At 65.9% G+C, this 14,626-nt stretch carries 14 protein-coding genes and 1 pseudogene; 10 read left to right on the forward strand and 5 right to left on the reverse strand.

What is annotated here, in order from left to right; translation table 11 throughout:
* The first annotated feature begins 70 nt into the window (after positions 1–70).
* The 9 genes from LDH66_RS01370 (at position 71) to LDH66_RS01410 (ending at position 10,107) form a co-directional block, all read left to right on the forward strand.
* Positions 71–850, forward strand: coding sequence for a sulfite exporter TauE/SafE family protein (locus LDH66_RS01370; RefSeq protein ID WP_226479293.1), 780 nt, complete (start codon positions 71–73; stop codon positions 848–850).
* A 57-nt stretch (positions 851–907) separates the two neighbouring features.
* The gene (locus LDH66_RS01375) at positions 908–1,342 is read left to right on the forward strand and encodes a universal stress protein (RefSeq protein WP_226479294.1); all 435 of its coding nucleotides are present in this window, start codon (positions 908–910) and stop codon (positions 1,340–1,342) included.
* Positions 1,343–1,455: 113 nt separating this feature from the next.
* Positions 1,456–1,983, forward strand: a complete 528-nt coding sequence (locus LDH66_RS01380; RefSeq protein WP_226479295.1) for an SPW repeat domain-containing protein — start codon at positions 1,456–1,458, stop codon at positions 1,981–1,983.
* Positions 1,984–2,081: 98 nt separating this feature from the next.
* Complete coding sequence (locus tag LDH66_RS01385) at positions 2,082–3,341, forward strand: hypothetical protein (protein WP_226479296.1); 1,260 nt, start codon at positions 2,082–2,084, stop codon at positions 3,339–3,341.
* Positions 3,338–4,336 carry a potassium channel family protein gene (locus LDH66_RS01390; RefSeq protein WP_226479297.1) on the forward strand — a complete coding sequence of 333 codons (999 nt, stop codon included), beginning with the start codon at positions 3,338–3,340 and terminating at the stop codon, positions 4,334–4,336. The genes LDH66_RS01385 and LDH66_RS01390 overlap by 4 nt, the downstream gene beginning before the upstream one ends.
* Positions 4,337–4,446: 110 nt before the next feature.
* Positions 4,447–5,877 carry a dihydrolipoyl dehydrogenase gene (locus LDH66_RS01395; RefSeq protein WP_226479298.1) on the forward strand — a complete coding sequence of 477 codons (1,431 nt, stop codon included), beginning with the start codon at positions 4,447–4,449 and terminating at the stop codon, positions 5,875–5,877.
* Positions 5,878–6,025: 148 nt separating this feature from the next.
* The gene (locus LDH66_RS01400) at positions 6,026–6,382 is read left to right on the forward strand and encodes a hypothetical protein (RefSeq protein WP_226479299.1); all 357 of its coding nucleotides are present in this window, start codon (positions 6,026–6,028) and stop codon (positions 6,380–6,382) included.
* A gap of 123 nt (positions 6,383–6,505) precedes the next feature.
* Entirely contained in the window at positions 6,506–9,019 is a 2,514-nt protein-coding gene (locus LDH66_RS01405; RefSeq protein WP_226479300.1) for a DNA topoisomerase VI subunit B, read from the forward strand.
* Positions 9,016–10,107 (forward strand): DNA topoisomerase IV subunit A, encoded by a 1,092-nt coding sequence (locus LDH66_RS01410; protein ID WP_226479301.1) that lies wholly within the window; start codon positions 9,016–9,018, stop codon positions 10,105–10,107. The genes LDH66_RS01405 and LDH66_RS01410 overlap by 4 nt, the downstream gene beginning before the upstream one ends.
* Before the next feature lie 45 nt (positions 10,108–10,152).
* On the opposite strand, the gene LDH66_RS23370 is transcribed toward LDH66_RS01410, so the two are convergent.
* Positions 10,153–11,355: a zinc ribbon domain-containing protein gene (locus LDH66_RS23370; protein ID WP_319004348.1), complete on the reverse strand. Its 1,203-nt coding sequence runs from the start codon at positions 11,353–11,355 to the stop codon at positions 10,153–10,155.
* Positions 11,332–11,574: pseudogene (locus LDH66_RS01420) on the reverse strand (Nramp family divalent metal transporter); the annotation flags it as partial. The gene LDH66_RS23370 and the pseudogene LDH66_RS01420, both read right to left, overlap by 24 nt.
* Positions 11,575–11,635: 61 nt before the next feature.
* Here LDH66_RS01420 and LDH66_RS01425 point away from each other — a divergent pair.
* Complete coding sequence (locus tag LDH66_RS01425) at positions 11,636–11,941, forward strand: hypothetical protein (RefSeq protein WP_226479302.1); 306 nt, start codon at positions 11,636–11,638, stop codon at positions 11,939–11,941.
* 110 nt (positions 11,942–12,051) lie between these two features.
* Here the strand turns inward: LDH66_RS01425 and LDH66_RS01430 are convergent, their stop codons facing one another.
* From LDH66_RS01430 to LDH66_RS01440, 3 genes are all read right to left on the reverse strand, one after another.
* On the reverse strand, positions 12,052–12,753 hold the full coding sequence (locus LDH66_RS01430; protein ID WP_226479303.1) for an MBL fold metallo-hydrolase: 702 nt from the start codon (positions 12,751–12,753) through the stop codon (positions 12,052–12,054).
* A 73-nt stretch (positions 12,754–12,826) separates the two neighbouring features.
* On the reverse strand, positions 12,827–13,564 hold the full coding sequence (locus tag LDH66_RS01435; RefSeq protein WP_226479304.1) for a fumarylacetoacetate hydrolase family protein: 738 nt from the start codon (positions 13,562–13,564) through the stop codon (positions 12,827–12,829).
* 76 nt (positions 13,565–13,640) lie between these two features.
* Positions 13,641–14,489, reverse strand: a complete 849-nt coding sequence (locus tag LDH66_RS01440) for a sugar phosphate isomerase/epimerase family protein (RefSeq protein WP_226479305.1) — start codon at positions 14,487–14,489, stop codon at positions 13,641–13,643.
* Positions 14,490–14,626 lie beyond the last annotated feature (137 nt).

Below are 14,626 nucleotides of genomic sequence, written 5' to 3' on the forward strand. Positions count from 1 at the left end.
GTAGCTGACCCGAGAGGGCCGAGATCAGAAGAGTTAGTTCCAGTGCCACGGACCACTGGATACCTCCTCGATGCTCGAGTTGCCCTTCGAACTCTCGCTGGTCCTGTTGCTCGTCTCGATCGCCTTCTTCTCGGGGATCGGTATCACCACCATCGGCCCCGGGGGAATCTTCGTAACGATCGCGCTGTACTCGCTGACGCCGCTGGCCTCGAGCCAGGTCGCCGGCACCGCCCACGCCACGTTCGTCGTCACGGGGCTCGTCGGCAGCGCCGCCTACCTCCACTCCGGGGAGATGAACACCGGCGAGAGCCGCGCGATCGCGATCATCCTCAGCGGCTCGAGCGTCGTCGGCGCGCTCGTCGGCGCGTACGTGAACACCTTCGTTCCGCGCTCCGTGTTCGGACTCTTACTCGGCGGCGTCGCGATGGCCGTCGGTGGCATCATCCTCTACCGAGAGCGTCGGGGCTTTAGCCCGATTTACGACCTCGAGCCGCTGACTCGGTCCGGTCGACTCGTCTTGGCGGGGCTCGGGTTCGTCCTCGGCGTCTGTAGCGGTCTGTTGGGGATCGGCGGCCCCGTCCTGGCCGTCCCCGCGCTGGTACTCGTCGGCGTCCCCATGCTGCTCGCCGTGGCCGTCGCGCAGGTCCAGTCGATCTTCATCGCGACGTTCGCGGCGTCGGGCTACTTCCTCCAAGGGAACGTCCTCGTCCCGCTCGCGGTCGTCGTCGGGACGCCGCTGCTGCTCGGCGTCGTCGTCGGCTGGCGAGTCGCTCACGCGATCGATCCCGAGAAGCTGAAGGTCGCGCTGGGAGTCGTCCTGCTGGGCGTCGGACCCTATCTCGCTCTCTGAGACCGGCCCCGATCGGAACCAGACTGAAGGGCAGGGACGTTGATCTCGACGTATCTCATGCCATCGCGGATCCTGATCCCGTTCGACGACACCGAGCCCGCCCGCGACGCCCTCGAGTACGCGTTCGATCTGTTTCCCGACGGCGAGTACGTCGTCCTGATCGTCGTCGATACCGCGTCGCTGCCGTACATCCCGAACACCGCCGACGACGCCGAACCCAGCGACGAGACGCGGGAACTCTTGTCCGAAGCCGAGGAGGTGCTGTCGGCGGCCGAGGCCGTCGCCGATGACCGCGGCGTCGACGCCGACATCGAAACGCGAACGCGACTGGGAACGCCGGCTCAGGAGATCGTCGAGCACACCGAAAACGAACCGATCGACCACGTCGTCATCGGTAGCCACGGTCGGTCGGGTATCACGCGGATTCTCCTCGGGAGCGTCGCGGAGGTCGTCGTCAGAAACTCGCCCGTACCGGTCACGGTCGTTCGATGACGGCCCCGCCGTGACGGGGCTGTGACGGAACCGTCCTCGTTCCGCCTCCCGGCCCTGCAAGCACGGGCAGCGGACTCTTCCCGCCGAGAGACAGATCTCGAGTCGAGAGCCACATGAGCGATTACGACGGAACCGAGAACCCCGAGACACCCTGGCGGGGCGACGAAGACGGCGCGTCCGAACACGACGGCCGCGGGGACGAAGAACTGACGGGCCGCGATCGAACGCCCCACGAACCCAATCCGGACGAACGTGGCACGTGGCTCGCGGCGCTCGTGGGCCTGCTCGGGCTCGCTCTGCTCGTCGAGGCCGTCGTCCTCGACCTCGCCGCGAGCCAGTTCTGGAACGACGTCTTCGTGGGCGCGACGCTGTTCCTCGCCGGCGCGTACAACTACTACTCCCGATCGAACCGCGAGTTCGGGAGCCTCGGCGTCGCCTCGCTCGTCGCACTCCTCGGACTGTGGCTCGTCGCCGCCCCGTTCCTGCTCGGCACCGGATCGGGCGCGACGGAGACGGCGAGCGACGTCGGCTTCTGGACCGATATCGTCGTCGGCCTGCTCGCGTTCGGACTCGGTACTTACAGCGCCTATGCGATCCGCGACCGACGCCGGCGAGCGGACGTGCGCGGAACGGCGACCTGATTCGCCGCCCTCGAGAGCCTCGATCTTCCTGCCCAACGTCGTGACTGTGGCATACTCCGGCCCAATCCACTTATTCCGCGTTCTGGTATGGTGGTCCGATGCTTCCGCTCGTCGCGCTAGTGCTCGCTCTCGTCGGTATCGCGGTCGTTCTCGAGGTCGTGTCGTATCGGGCGCTCGAACGAATTCCCTCGGTCGCCACCGAAGAGTTCCCCGAGATCGATCGGGAATTACTCGGGAAGTTCAGCAGTTTCGATCCCGAACTGGGCTGGTGCCCCCAGCCGAACCGGGAGAAACAGAAAGATACGGGCGATCACCTCCCCGGCGAGGAGGTCCGCAGCGTCGTGACGTACTCGACCGACGAGTACGCGAGTCGGGTCTGCCCCGCGAGAGACCGCGACCCCGATGCGGACGTCACCGTCTCGACCTACGGCGACTCCTACTGTTTCTGCCGGGAGGTCGACAACGACGAGACCTTCCAGAACTACCTCGCGCAGGAACTGGACACCCACGTCGCAAACTACGGCGGCGGAAACTACGGCCTCGATCAGGCGCTCATGCGGCTCAAGCGCCAGTATCCCGAGGATCCGACCGACCACGTCTTCATGGTCGTCACCGCCTCCTCGATCGCTCGCATCCTGAGCGTCTGGAAACACTACCAGGAGTTCGGCAACATCTTAGCGGTCAAACCCCGGTACGTGCTGGAAGACGGTGAACTCGAGCGCGTCGACAGTCCCGTCGACGAGAAGGAAGACCTGCTCGACCTCGAGTCGAAGGCCGACTTCCTCCGGGAGTACGACTTTCACTACGAACACTGGTTCAAGCCCCACTTCGCGTCGCGACCCTACACCGCTGACTTCCTCGAGAAGGACGAACACGTCCGGTACGCGGCGTATACGGCCGGTAAGGAGCTCGAACGCCGTCTCGGCCGGTCGATTCCGGGGATCGACTTCGACTTAGAACAGACCCAGTCTGCACTGCGACTTGAACGGCCCCGCGTGCGCTATCACGAGCGACTGTTCGACACGCACGAGTATCTCTTCGACGCGCTCATCCAGGAGTTCGTCGACTACGCGAACGAGCAGGACTTCGAGCCGACCTTCGTGATGGTCCAGCAGCTCCGGTACGCGACGTACGAGTCCGAACACGGGCCGATCTACGGCGACCTGATGGAGCGACTCGACGAGCGCTACGACGAGCTGACGACGATCGACATGGCCACGCATCTCTCGCCCGACGACGGCGACGTCGAGTCGCTGTACGTCGAGCGCGGGGAAGGCGGCCACTACAGCCCCGAGACCAACGCGGAAATCGCGCAGGTGCTGGCCGAGGTCGTCGAGGAGCGGGCAGTCGTGGAATGAACCCGTTCTATCTCGTCGCCGGGATCGTCATTCTCGTCGCTGCGATCGTGGACATCATCTGGACGACCCTCTGGGTCGACGGCGGTTCCGGTCCCGTTTCCGGTCGGCTCACGACCGGCGTCTGGCACGGCCTCCGGACCGTCAGTAGGGATCACGACAGAGCGCTCAGTATCGCCGGACCGCTCATCCTCATCCTCACGCTCGCGATGTGGATCGGCCTCATCTGGCTCGGGTGGACGCTCGTCTTCGCCAGCTATCCTCACTCCCTCATCAGTACGCGCACCGGCGCAGTCGCCGACTGGTCGGGACGGTTCTACTACGTCGCCTACACCATGTTCACGGACGGCAACGGCGACTACACGCCCCTCGGTGACGTCTGGGAGATCGCCAGCGCGTTCACGACGGCCTCCGGAATGGCCTTCGTCACGCTCGGCGTCTCCTACATTCTCACCGTTCTCGGAGCCGTCTCGAATAAACGCTCCTTTGCCAGTACCGTCACGGGACTGGGAGAGCGAAGCGAAGCGCTCGTCCGATCGGGCTGGACCGGCGAGGACTTTCAGGGCCTCGATCTGGCCCTCGAGTCGCTCGCGTCGGATCTGAGCATGCTGGCCGAGCAGCACAAATCCTATCCGATCCTCCACTACTACCACAGCGAGCAGGCCGATCGAGCGTCGGCCGTCGCGGTTCCCGTCTTCGACGAGGCGCTCGCACTCTTTCGCTACGGCGTTCCGGACGACGCCAGCCCGGATCCCGCGATCATCGAGAACGGCCGCTCGAGCGCCGAGAGCTACATCGAGACGCTCGACGCCGCGTTCATCGAAGCCGCCGACGAGGTGCCGCCCTCGCCCGACCTCGATCGACTCCGGGAGGACGACATCCCGACCGTTTCCGACGCCGAGTTCGAGGCCGAACTCGAGGAGATGATCGAGCGCCGCCGGCACCTACTCGGCATCGTTCGCGGTGACGCCTGGGAGTGGCCGCCGGTCGGGGAGTGACCCCGACGGCGGTTTCTCGATCAGTTTTCGACCACGTTCGGGGAGTATTCAGCTCACACTGCGCGGAAACGCAGACCGGTATTCTTTGCGCTCCGGACCCACCCATATCCATGGAGGAGTACGATTTTCTCGTCATCGGTTCCGGATCAGGCCTCGACGTGGCGAACGCAGCGGCGAATCAGGGGCAGTCGGTCGCGGTCGTCGAGAAGGGACGGCTCGGCGGGACCTGCCTCAACCGCGGCTGTATCCCCTCGAAGCAACTGTTGTACCACGCCGACGTGATGGAGACGATCCAGCAGGCCGACGAGTTCGGGATCGACGCGACCGTGAACGACGTCCAGTTCGCCGACATCGTCCGGGAGGTCACCGAGGACGTCCACGGCAGTTCGGACTCGATCGAACGCGGACTCGCGTCGTCGGACCGGATCGATCTGTATCGGGCCGAAGGCCGATTCGTCGACGAGCGGACGCTCGAGCTCTCCGGCGGGGACCGGGACGGCGAGCGCCTCGCCGCGGACACCGTCCTCGTCGCGGCGGGGACGCGCCCGGCGATTCCGCCCATCGACGGCATCGAGACCGTCGACTACCTCACCAGCCGGGAGGCCCTCCAGTTAGAGACCCCGCCGGATCACCTCGTCATCGTCGGTGGCGGCTACATCGCCGCCGAACTGGGACAGTTCTTCGGCACGTTCGGCAGCGACGTGTCGATCGTCGGCCGGCGGCCGAATCTCCTCCCCGACGCCGACGAGGAAGTAGCGGCCGAGTTTACCGAACGGTACGAGGACCGGTTCGACGTGTACACCGGCTACGAGGCCACCGCGGCCATGCAGTCCGACGGATCGATCACCGTCGAGGCACGGCCCTTCCCGGAACCGGAGGGCGACGCGGCGAACGACGTCGATCCAGTCTCCGTTACCGGCGACGAACTGCTCGTCGCGGCCGGTCGGGTTCCGAACACGGACACGCTGAACGTCGAGACCGCCGGCATCGAAACCGATGCGGCCGGGTTCGTCGAGACCGACGAGTACCTGCGGACGACCGCCGACGGCGTCTGGGCGCTCGGCGACATCGTCGGCGAGTACCTGCTCAAACACAACGCGAATCACGAGGCGCGGGCCGTCGCGCGGAACCTGTTCGGCGACGAGCTCGAGCCGGTCGACTACTCCGCGATGCCCTTTGCCGTCTTCGCCTCGCCCGAGGTCGCCGGCGTTGGTCTCACCGAACAGGAACTGCGCGCCGCCGACCGCGAGTACGCCAAACGAACCTACCGCTACGAGGAGACCGCCCGCGGGAGCGCGATGAAAGCGGAGGGATTCGTCAAGCCGATCATCGATCTCGAGGGCGAGATTCTGGGCTGTCACATCATCGGCCCCGAGGCCTCGGATCTGATCCAGGAGGTCGTCGTCGCGATGACGGCCGGCTCCGGGACGGTTCGGGACATCCGGGAGTCGATTCACATCCACCCCGCGCTCTCGGAGGTCGTCCAGCGGGCGTTCTCCGGACAGTTCACTCGGGGCGGCGGGCACGACCACGGTCACTGAAAACGGCCTCCAGTGGATCGATACCCGCTCGCGCCTTGATTCGCGCGTGCGTTCATATCGCTGAAATATCGCGGCCGGCGACGGGTTTGTGCCCGCCACGCACGACCGCATTCCCCTTTTCTGAGCCCGCGGCGTACGACAGTCCGTAATGACGAACGCAGCGATCATCATTCTGGCAGGCACCGAATCTCACAGCGACACCGGGCGACTCGTCAACGGTCTCGAGGCGGCACGGGAGTTCGCCGAGAACGACGACGACGAACTGGAACTCATCTTCGACGGAGCCGGGACGCAGTGGATCCCGGAACTGGAAGACGAGGATCACGACTACCACGACCTCTATCAGTCCGTCAGCGACGAGGCCGCCGCCTGCGATCACTGTGCGGGCGCGTTCGGCGTCGACGAGGCGATCGACGACGCCGGCGTCGTCACCATCGACGAGAACGACGGCCACCCGAGTATCCGATCGCTAGTCGACGACGACTACGAGATCATCACCTTCTAATCGGGAGATAGAACCCGCCGGTTGCCCGTCACACGCCCGTCGAACCGTCACGGACCGCGGTGCGGAATCACTTTCACTCCGGTAGCACACACCTTTTAGCCTCCCCGTTAGTAAGGGTAGACGATGACGTCGTTCCAGTCGACACTCGGTGACGACGCGGGGATCGCCGAGGAGCTGGCCGAAAGCCAGCAGTCGATCTCCATCGCCGAGTTCTTCGAGAAGAACAAGCACATGCTCGGCTTCGACAGCGGCGCTCGAGGCCTCGTCACGGCCGTCAAGGAGGCCGTCGACAACGCCTTAGACGCCGCCGAGGAGTCGGGCATTCTCCCGGACATCTACGTCGAGATTCAGGAGGCCGGCGACTACTACCGCCTGATCGTCGAGGACAACGGTCCGGGACTCACGAAAGAATCGCTCCCGAAGGTTTTCGGGAAGCTCCTCTACGGCTCTCGCTTTCACGCACGCGAACAATCCCGCGGACAGCAGGGGATCGGTATCTCTGCCGCCGTTCTCTACGCCCAGCTGACCAGCGGGAAACCCGCCAAGATCACCAGCCGAACGCAGGGCTCGAGCGAGGCCGAGTACTTCGAGCTCATCGTCGATACCGACAGTAACGAGCCCGAAATCAGCGTCGAGGAGAAGACCACGTGGGACCGCCCCCACGGGACGCGCATCGAACTCGAGATGGAAGCCAACATGCGCGCCCGTCAGCAGCTCCACGACTACATCAAGCACACGGCGGTCGTCAACCCTCACGCCCGCCTCGAGCTGCGCGAGCCGCAGGAGCACTTCAAGTTCGAGCGCGCGACCGACCAGCTCCCGGAAGAGACCGAGGAGATCCGGCCCCACCCTCACGGCGTCGAACTCGGCACCGTGATGAAGATGCTCGCGGCGACGGACTCCCAGACGGTGTCGGGATTCGTCCAGGAGGAGTTCACCCGCGTCGGAAAGAAGACCGCCGACTCGATCATCGACGAGTTCCGCGACCGATACTACGGCCGCGAGATGCGCTGGCGACCGCCGGCGAGTCACGAGGAGATCGACCTCCACGCCGCAGTCGAGGACGCGACGGCGAACAAGGGTCCCGACGCGACGGCCGCGTTCGCCGAGGCTATCACCGAGGCGGTCGCGGACCGCGATCGCATCGCCCATCACGAACTGCTCGCAGCCGTGGAATCGGCCGCCGAGACGGTCGAAGACGACCACGGAACGACGTTCGGCGACACCGTCCGCGAGAACGCCGTCGAGGCCGTCTGGCTCGAGCTGGTCGACGCCGTGGAGGCGGCGGGTGACGCCGCCGCGGACGCAGCCGACAGCGAAGACGGGCCGGAGACCGAACCGGCGGTCGACGGTGACTCGCGGCTGGTCGCAGACCTCTACGACCTCGCCGACGACGCGACGAGCACCCGCAAGGACGACGAGGTCATCCACGCCTTCGCCGACCGGCTCGCGGCCAAGTTCGAGGACGAACTCGAGAGCGGCGACGAGGACGACGGGAATGTCCGTCACCGGCTCACCCGGAAGGAGCTTCGGACGCACGTCGACCGGGCCGCCGACCTCACTGAGGAGTACGACGACGTTTCCTTCGGCGAGACAGCCCGCGAGAACGTCGCCGACGCGATCTGGGGCGTGATGGCCACCGTGCCGGACGATCCGCCGCTCGTCCGGGAACTCGACGGCGACCGCGACGCGACCAGCAACCTCGTCGACGCGATGCGCGCGACCGACATCATGGCACCGCCGACGCGGTGTCTCGCGCCCATCTCCGAGGATCTCATCACCGCCGGCCTCGAGAAGGAGTTCGACGCCGACTTCTACGCCTCGGCGACGCGGGACGCCGGCGTCTCCGGCGGCGATCCGTTTATCGTCGAGGCCGGGATCGCCTACGGCGGCGACCTGCCGGCCGAAGGAACCGGTGAAGTCATGCGATTCGCGAATCGGGTACCGCTGGTCTACCAGCGCGGTGCCTGTGCGACGACGGACGTGGTCAAGTCGATCGGCTGGCGAAATTACGGGCTCGACCAGCCCGGCGGCTCCGGGCTGCCGAACGGACCGGTCGTGATCATGGTCCACGTCGCCTCGACCAACGTCCCCTTCACGAGCGAATCGAAAGACGCCGTCGCGAACGTCCCCGAGATCGAAGACGAGATCGAACTCGCGATCCGGGAGGCGGCCCGCGACCTCAAGAGCTACCTCAACAAGCGCCGGTCGATGCAAAAGCGCCGGAAGAAACAGAACGTTCTCGGGAAGATTCTCCCGGAGATGGCCACGAAGGTCGCCGAAGTCACCGACCGCGAGGAGCCCGACATCGACGATGCGATCGCGCGAATCATGAACAACGTCCTGGTCGAGCGCGACGTCGAAGCGAACGGCGACGGGAAGGCGGTCTCGGTCGTCGTCGAGAACAACTCGAGCACGAACGAGTCCCTCGAGATCACCGACATCGTCTCGGCCGAGCCCACCGATCTCTCCGACGGTGCGACCGTCGTCGAGATGGACGGCGAGTGGTTCGTCAAGTGGGAACCCGAGGTATCGAGCGACGACGAGGCGGCCCTCGAGTACGAGGTGCCGGACGATGCGACGTTTGATCTGGACGTCAAAGGCGTCGAAAGCGAGAAACTCACGGTGAAACAATGAGCGCAGACGATACCGAACAGGCACGAGAGCAGTTGATCGATCTCGCGGCGCAGTTCTACGACCAGTTCGAACTGGGCGAGATCCCCCACATGTCCGTGCCGACGCGGACGAAGAACAACATCGAGTACGACGAGGAGATGGACGTCTGGGTCTACGGCGACCGCGAGTCGACCCGGTCGGCAAACTCCGTCCGCGGGGCCCGCAAACTCCTGAAGGCGATCTACACCATCGAATTCCTCGCCGATCAACTCGAGGAGGACCGCTCCTCGACCCTGCGTGAACTCTACTACCTCTCGGAGAGCTGGGACAACGAGGAGGCCCAGTTCACCAGTCAGGACGAGTCGAACAGCATGGTCGAGGACTTGGAGATCGTCTCGGGAATCACCCGCGAGGACTTCCACATGCGCCCCGAGGAGTCGGGGGCGACGATCATGGGGCCGCTGTATCTGCGAGAGCAGACCCGCCGCGGCGAACGGAAGATCCACTGTCAGGAGGACGTCGGCGAGGGGGGCTATCAGATTCCGAACAACCCCGATACGATCGAGTTCCTCGACAGTGACGCCGACTTCATCCTCGCGGTGGAGACCGGTGGCATGCGCGACCGGCTCGTCGAGAACGGCTTCGACGAGGAGTACAACGCTCTCGTCGTCCACCTCAAGGGCCAGCCCGCGCGGGCGACTCGTCGGATCACCAAGCGCCTGCACGACGAACTCGATCTCCCCGTTACTGTCTTTACAGACGGTGACCCGTGGTCGTACCGCATCTACGGCTCCGTCGCCTACGGCTCGATCAAGTCCGCCCACCTCTCGGAGTATCTGGCGACGCCCGAGGCGGACTTCATCGGCATCCAGCCCGCCGACATCGTCGAGTACGAACTGCCGACCGACCCGCTCTCGGATTCGGACATCAACGCCTTAGAGAGCGAACTCGAGGACCCGCGCTTCCAGACCGACTACTGGGAGGAGCAGATCGAACTGCAACTCGACCTCGGGAAGAAGTCCGAACAGCAGTCACTGGCGTCTCACGGGCTTGACTTCGTGACGGACACCTACCTCCCCGAACGTCTCAGTGAGATGGGCGTCCTCTGAAATAATTCCGTCGGGCGCGATCGAGCGTCGTGAGCGATCGCGATCTCAGGCTCGGTCCGAGTCCGACTCTCGGTCCGACCGCGACGCCGTCGATGACGCGTCGACCGTCGGGTCCGTGACCGCCGTGCGATCGGCCGCGCCGGTCGCGGCCGACTCCGCGTTCGCACACCGCCGACAGTAGTAGTTTTGTCCGTCGGTGGCGGTCACCGGCACGCCGAGCACGCAAAACTCCTCGCGGTAGGTCCGCTCGAGCCCGCGGTCGATGGGGCCGGCACACGCGACACACGGGGTCTCCGGCCCGACGACGGGTCGTTCGTCTATCGTATGCGTTCGTCCGTTCGTCAGCACCGAGTGGCGGGCCTCGAGGCGGCGACTGACCGACGGGAGGACGCTCGTTCCCGCGACCGCGAGGAGGAGTCCGAGCGTCACCAAGACGAGACTCACCGCCGAGAGCCCCAGTTGGACGCCGAGCGCGACGGTCATCGCCGCCAGCAGCCACCCGACGGCTGCGGTCGCCCGCGGACGGAGCGTCGACGCGGCGGTGGCGTCGTTGGGTTCGTCGACGTCGACCCGCTCCGCTCGCACGACCATCCGCTCGGCGTCGTCGAAATAGCGGTACGCGCCGTAGAGGACGTTCCCGAGCCCCATCGTCCACCAGACGGTCACGAGCGCGACCACCAGGTGATCGGCGACGTCCCCGACCGTCCGTCGGACTACCACGGCGTGGTCGCCGCAGTCGCGCTCGAGTCGCCACCCCTCTCGCGAGGCGGCGGCGATTCGACGTTCGAGGCGGTCGCGGTCCGTCCGATCGGTCACAGTGCGGTCGATCGTCCGACTCGCGTCGCGGTTCGCGTCCGTTCGCGGTCGGCGTTCGGTACCCGACCGCGACGTCGATGTCGCCGATCGCGACCGCCCGCTCGAGCGACCGATCGCGACGCCGCAGTTCGGACAGTAGCGCATCGAGGGCTCGAGGGACGCTCCGCAGTCGGTGCAGTACGACGGGCCGGGTCGACCGCGGCCCCGGCGTCGAGAGCGGTCACCGCGCATAGTCGACACGTCGCCGACTGCGACACTAACTCTTTGGAGCCGTCGGAATTCCAACTCAGATGGTAGGGAGGTGTCGCCCAGTCGATCGCTCACGGTCCGCTGTTCGACGATCGGAACGCCTACGCGGTACCACCGTGGGTACCGAATCGAGAATGCGGAGACGGCGTTAGCCGATGATCCGAGCCGAACCGCCGCACCCATCGCCCCGAAGAGCAACACCAGAATCAGACTGACGACGTAGTAGGCGTGCCAAGCGCGCGAGGGGCGAAACGGTTCGGGAAGGTTCTTCTCGACGACGTACCAGTTGGCCGGGTAGAAGAAGATCTCGGTGACTGCGAGGACTGCAGCGACGTAGAGCAGCAGCGTCACCGGGACCTCGCCCAGCGCGAGGACCATCGCGCTGCTGACGGCGACGACGCCCTGTGACTGCAGGTGCAACCGGTTCCCGTCTGTGGCGGGTTCTATCCGCTAGACTGGTGACATGGCGAACGATAACGACAGCGAACAGCCGTTGCACAGTGAGCCAGACGAAGAAGCGATAGACGAGCCGACGACCACCAACGCACAGGAGGCCGACGAGGCCGCGTGGATGATGAAAGAGGGCGTCACGATCGGCCTGATCGCCATCGGTGCCATGGTGGTACTGGGCCTCGGCCTCCTGCAGGGGAGCGGTCTCGTTGATTTCTTCGCACCGATCGCGGAGACCGGGTTCGGACAGTGGGCGGCGTTCGCAGTGCTGATACTCGTCGGTATCGCGGTGTTCGCCTGGTCGCGGATGGGCGTCTGATCGCGTCTCGAGTCGGTGTCCCGACCGTCTCCGCCGCTCCCGTGACCGCCGGACGACCGCGACCGTCGCTCGAGCGACCGAACGGGTCTCGGCACGGTCGTCTCCGCTGTCTATTCGTCGAGAGCGACCGGGATACCGCGTCTCGCGACGTCGACGACGAACGCGTCCGCGTCGGCTTCGATCGCGGGGACGGTATCGTAGTGGACTGGAACCACGAGGTCGGGCTCGATCCGCTCGACCAGCGACGCGGCCCCGTGACGGTCCATCGTACACGTCCCTCCGATCGGCGGGAGAACGCAGTCGGCGTCGACGGCGTCGTGAACCGGAAGGACGTCGGTATCGCCGGGCCAGAACGCGGTGATGCCGTCGATCGTGACGCCGAAACCACATCCCCGTCCCTCGGGGTGATAGGGAATCCCGTCGTCCGTGTGCGGACCGGCGGGGTCGTTGTACGCCGGCGTCGTGAACAGGTCGAGCGGTCCGAGGACGAACGATTCGTCCGCGCGGACGCGTTCGACCGCGAACGGCAGGTCCGCCGGAGGCTCGGCGACGCCGTCGATCTCGCTCGCATCGATCGCCTCGTGGACGACGACCAACGCGTCCTCGCGCGCGACGCGTCGAATCGACTCGGGATCGTAGTGGTGGCCGTGGCTGACGAGAATCAGATCTCCGTCTCGAGGCTCGCGACCGTCCAGCACGCCGTATTCCTCGGGACCGGGATCCATATACACGACGACGCCGGTCTGGCCCTCGAGTCGGACCGTCGCGAGACCGAACCAGTCGACGGTTACCGCGTCGAATCGGATCGTCATCAGTGGTCCGTTCCCCGAGCGGGGTGAAAAGCGTTCGACTCGCGATCGATCACGTCCCGCATCTCGAGCGGCCTCAGGGGAGTCGAATCGAGTGCTCGAGCGTGCCGACGCCCTCGACTTCGATCTCGATCTCGTCGCCGTCGGAGAGCGGGCCGACGCCCTCGGGCGTTCCGGTCGCGATCACGTCGCCTGGCTCTAAGGTGAGATAGGTCGTGATCTCTGCGATCAGTTCGGGGATCGAGAAGATGAGCTGCTCGCGGGAGCCGTCCTGTTTCAGTTCGCCGTTGACGCGCGATCGGACGAACGCGTCGTCGGGAACCTCGTCGGGGGTCGCGAGCACCGGTCCGATCGGTGCGGCCCCGTCGAACGCCTTGCCGCGAATCCAGTTCTGCTCCCGATTCTGGTCCTCGCGGTTCGACACGTCGTTGAGGCAGGTAAAGCCCTCGACGACGTCCATCGCGTCGGCTTCGGGGACGTGGCGACACTGTTCGCCGATGACGACGCCGAGTTCGGCCTCGTAGTCGATCCGCTCTTTCCCGGCCGGCGCGGTGACGGTGTCGCCGTGACCAGCGAGCGCGTTCGGCGGCTTCAGGAAGAGCAGCGGTCGGTCGGGCAGGTCCGACCCCATCTCGTCGGCGTGGTCGGCGTAGTTGCGTCCGATACAGACGACCTTCGAGGGCTCCGACGGCGGCAACACGTCGATATCGTCGCTCGCGAGCGCGTAGCTCTCGTTCGCGAAGTGAACCGTCCCGTTCTCGTACTCGCCGCGGCGGACCGCACCGGCCGGATCGCGAAAGCGGACGTATTTCATGCTCGATGGAATGGTCGCAGGGGGTAAAAAGGATTGAGAAGGCGGTCAGTCCGGGGGCGTTCGAAACGCCGGCGAGCTAGACGTACGCCTCGAGCGCTTCGAAGGCCTCCCGCGCCGCGCTGTCGGGCTCGTCGGGGTAGGTGTAGAGCTCCAGCGTGGCGAAGCCGTCGTAGCCGACGTCCGCGAGCGCGTCGAAGATCGCGCGGAAATCGAGGTCGCCCTCGCCGGGGATTCGGTGGTAGTGTTTCCCCCGGCGGCCGCCGACGATGTCCTCGAGGTGGACGCCAGTGATCGAGCCGGCGCTGGCGCGGATGCTCTCCGGGACGTCCTCGCCGTAGACGGCGGCGTGGCCGACGTCGAGATTGACGCCGAGCGAGTCCCGGCCGATCTCGTCGATCAACGCGAGCACCTCGTCGGTGTTCTCGATCAGCAGTTCGGGTTCGAACTCGATGCCGACCTCGATATCGCGGGCCTCGGCGTAGTCGAGGATTTCGTGCAGCGACTCGCGGAGATAGTCGCGCGCCTCGTCGGGCATCGTTCCCGGCAGCGGGCGGCCGGTCGCCAGACAGACCGCCGGCGAGTCGACCGTCTCCGCGAGGTCGATCGCCCGTTTCGTGTACTCGACGCGCCACTCGCGGGCCTCGTCGTCGGCGCGGATCACGCTCGGCTCGAAGAAGGCCGACGGCGGCGCGTCGTCGTAGTAGCCCATCGCCGTGTTCGCGTTGATATTCGAGACGGCCAGGCCGGTGTCCGAGAGGGCCTCGAGAACGGCGTCGCGATCGGCGTCATCGAAGTCGGGGAAGTAGGCGTGGGGATCGTCGCCGAGCAGTTCGACGCCGGCGTAACCGTGGTCGGCGATTCGGCGGACGGCTTCGGGGAGGGAGCGGCGCGTGTACGCGTTCGTCGAAAAAGCGAGTTTGACCATCGGTCTGCGCCTCGTACACCGGACGGCCACTAATTCGTTGGCCCGTCATACTCGAAGCGCGCTCAGCGACCGGTCGTACGTCGTGCGCCACCGCAGCGTCACAGTGCGCCGCCACGCGTGGGTAGTCACGTCTGCCA

Source organism: Natrinema amylolyticum (assembly GCF_020515625.1).
GTDB lineage: Archaea > Halobacteriota > Halobacteria > Halobacteriales > Natrialbaceae > Natrinema > Natrinema amylolyticum.

Bases quoted from the DNA above. Each gene is read 5' to 3' on its own strand.
- LDH66_RS01370 (WP_226479293.1), top strand. From the start codon at position 71: ATGCTCGAGTTGCCCTTCGAACTCTCGCTGGTCCTGTTGCTCGTCTCG.
- LDH66_RS01425 (WP_226479302.1), top strand. From the start codon at position 11,636: ATGGCGAACGATAACGACAGCGAACAGCCGTTGCACAGTGAGCCAGAC.
- LDH66_RS01440 (WP_226479305.1), bottom strand. From the start codon at position 14,489: ATGGTCAAACTCGCTTTTTCGACGAACGCGTACACGCGCCGCTCCCTC.
- LDH66_RS01395 (WP_226479298.1), top strand. From the start codon at position 4,447: ATGGAGGAGTACGATTTTCTCGTCATCGGTTCCGGATCAGGCCTCGAC.
- LDH66_RS01430 (WP_226479303.1), bottom strand. From the start codon at position 12,753: ATGACGATCCGATTCGACGCGGTAACCGTCGACTGGTTCGGTCTCGCG.
- LDH66_RS01405 (WP_226479300.1), top strand. From the start codon at position 6,506: ATGACGTCGTTCCAGTCGACACTCGGTGACGACGCGGGGATCGCCGAG.
- LDH66_RS01410 (WP_226479301.1), top strand. From the start codon at position 9,016: ATGAGCGCAGACGATACCGAACAGGCACGAGAGCAGTTGATCGATCTC.
- LDH66_RS01385 (WP_226479296.1), top strand. From the start codon at position 2,082: ATGCTTCCGCTCGTCGCGCTAGTGCTCGCTCTCGTCGGTATCGCGGTC.
- LDH66_RS01390 (WP_226479297.1), top strand. From the start codon at position 3,338: ATGAACCCGTTCTATCTCGTCGCCGGGATCGTCATTCTCGTCGCTGCG.
- LDH66_RS01375 (WP_226479294.1), top strand. From the start codon at position 908: ATGCCATCGCGGATCCTGATCCCGTTCGACGACACCGAGCCCGCCCGC.
- LDH66_RS01435 (WP_226479304.1), bottom strand. From the start codon at position 13,564: ATGAAATACGTCCGCTTTCGCGATCCGGCCGGTGCGGTCCGCCGCGGC.
- LDH66_RS01380 (WP_226479295.1), top strand. From the start codon at position 1,456: ATGAGCGATTACGACGGAACCGAGAACCCCGAGACACCCTGGCGGGGC.
- LDH66_RS01400 (WP_226479299.1), top strand. From the start codon at position 6,026: ATGACGAACGCAGCGATCATCATTCTGGCAGGCACCGAATCTCACAGC.
- LDH66_RS23370 (WP_319004348.1), bottom strand. From the start codon at position 11,355: ATGGGTGCGGCGGTTCGGCTCGGATCATCGGCTAACGCCGTCTCCGCA.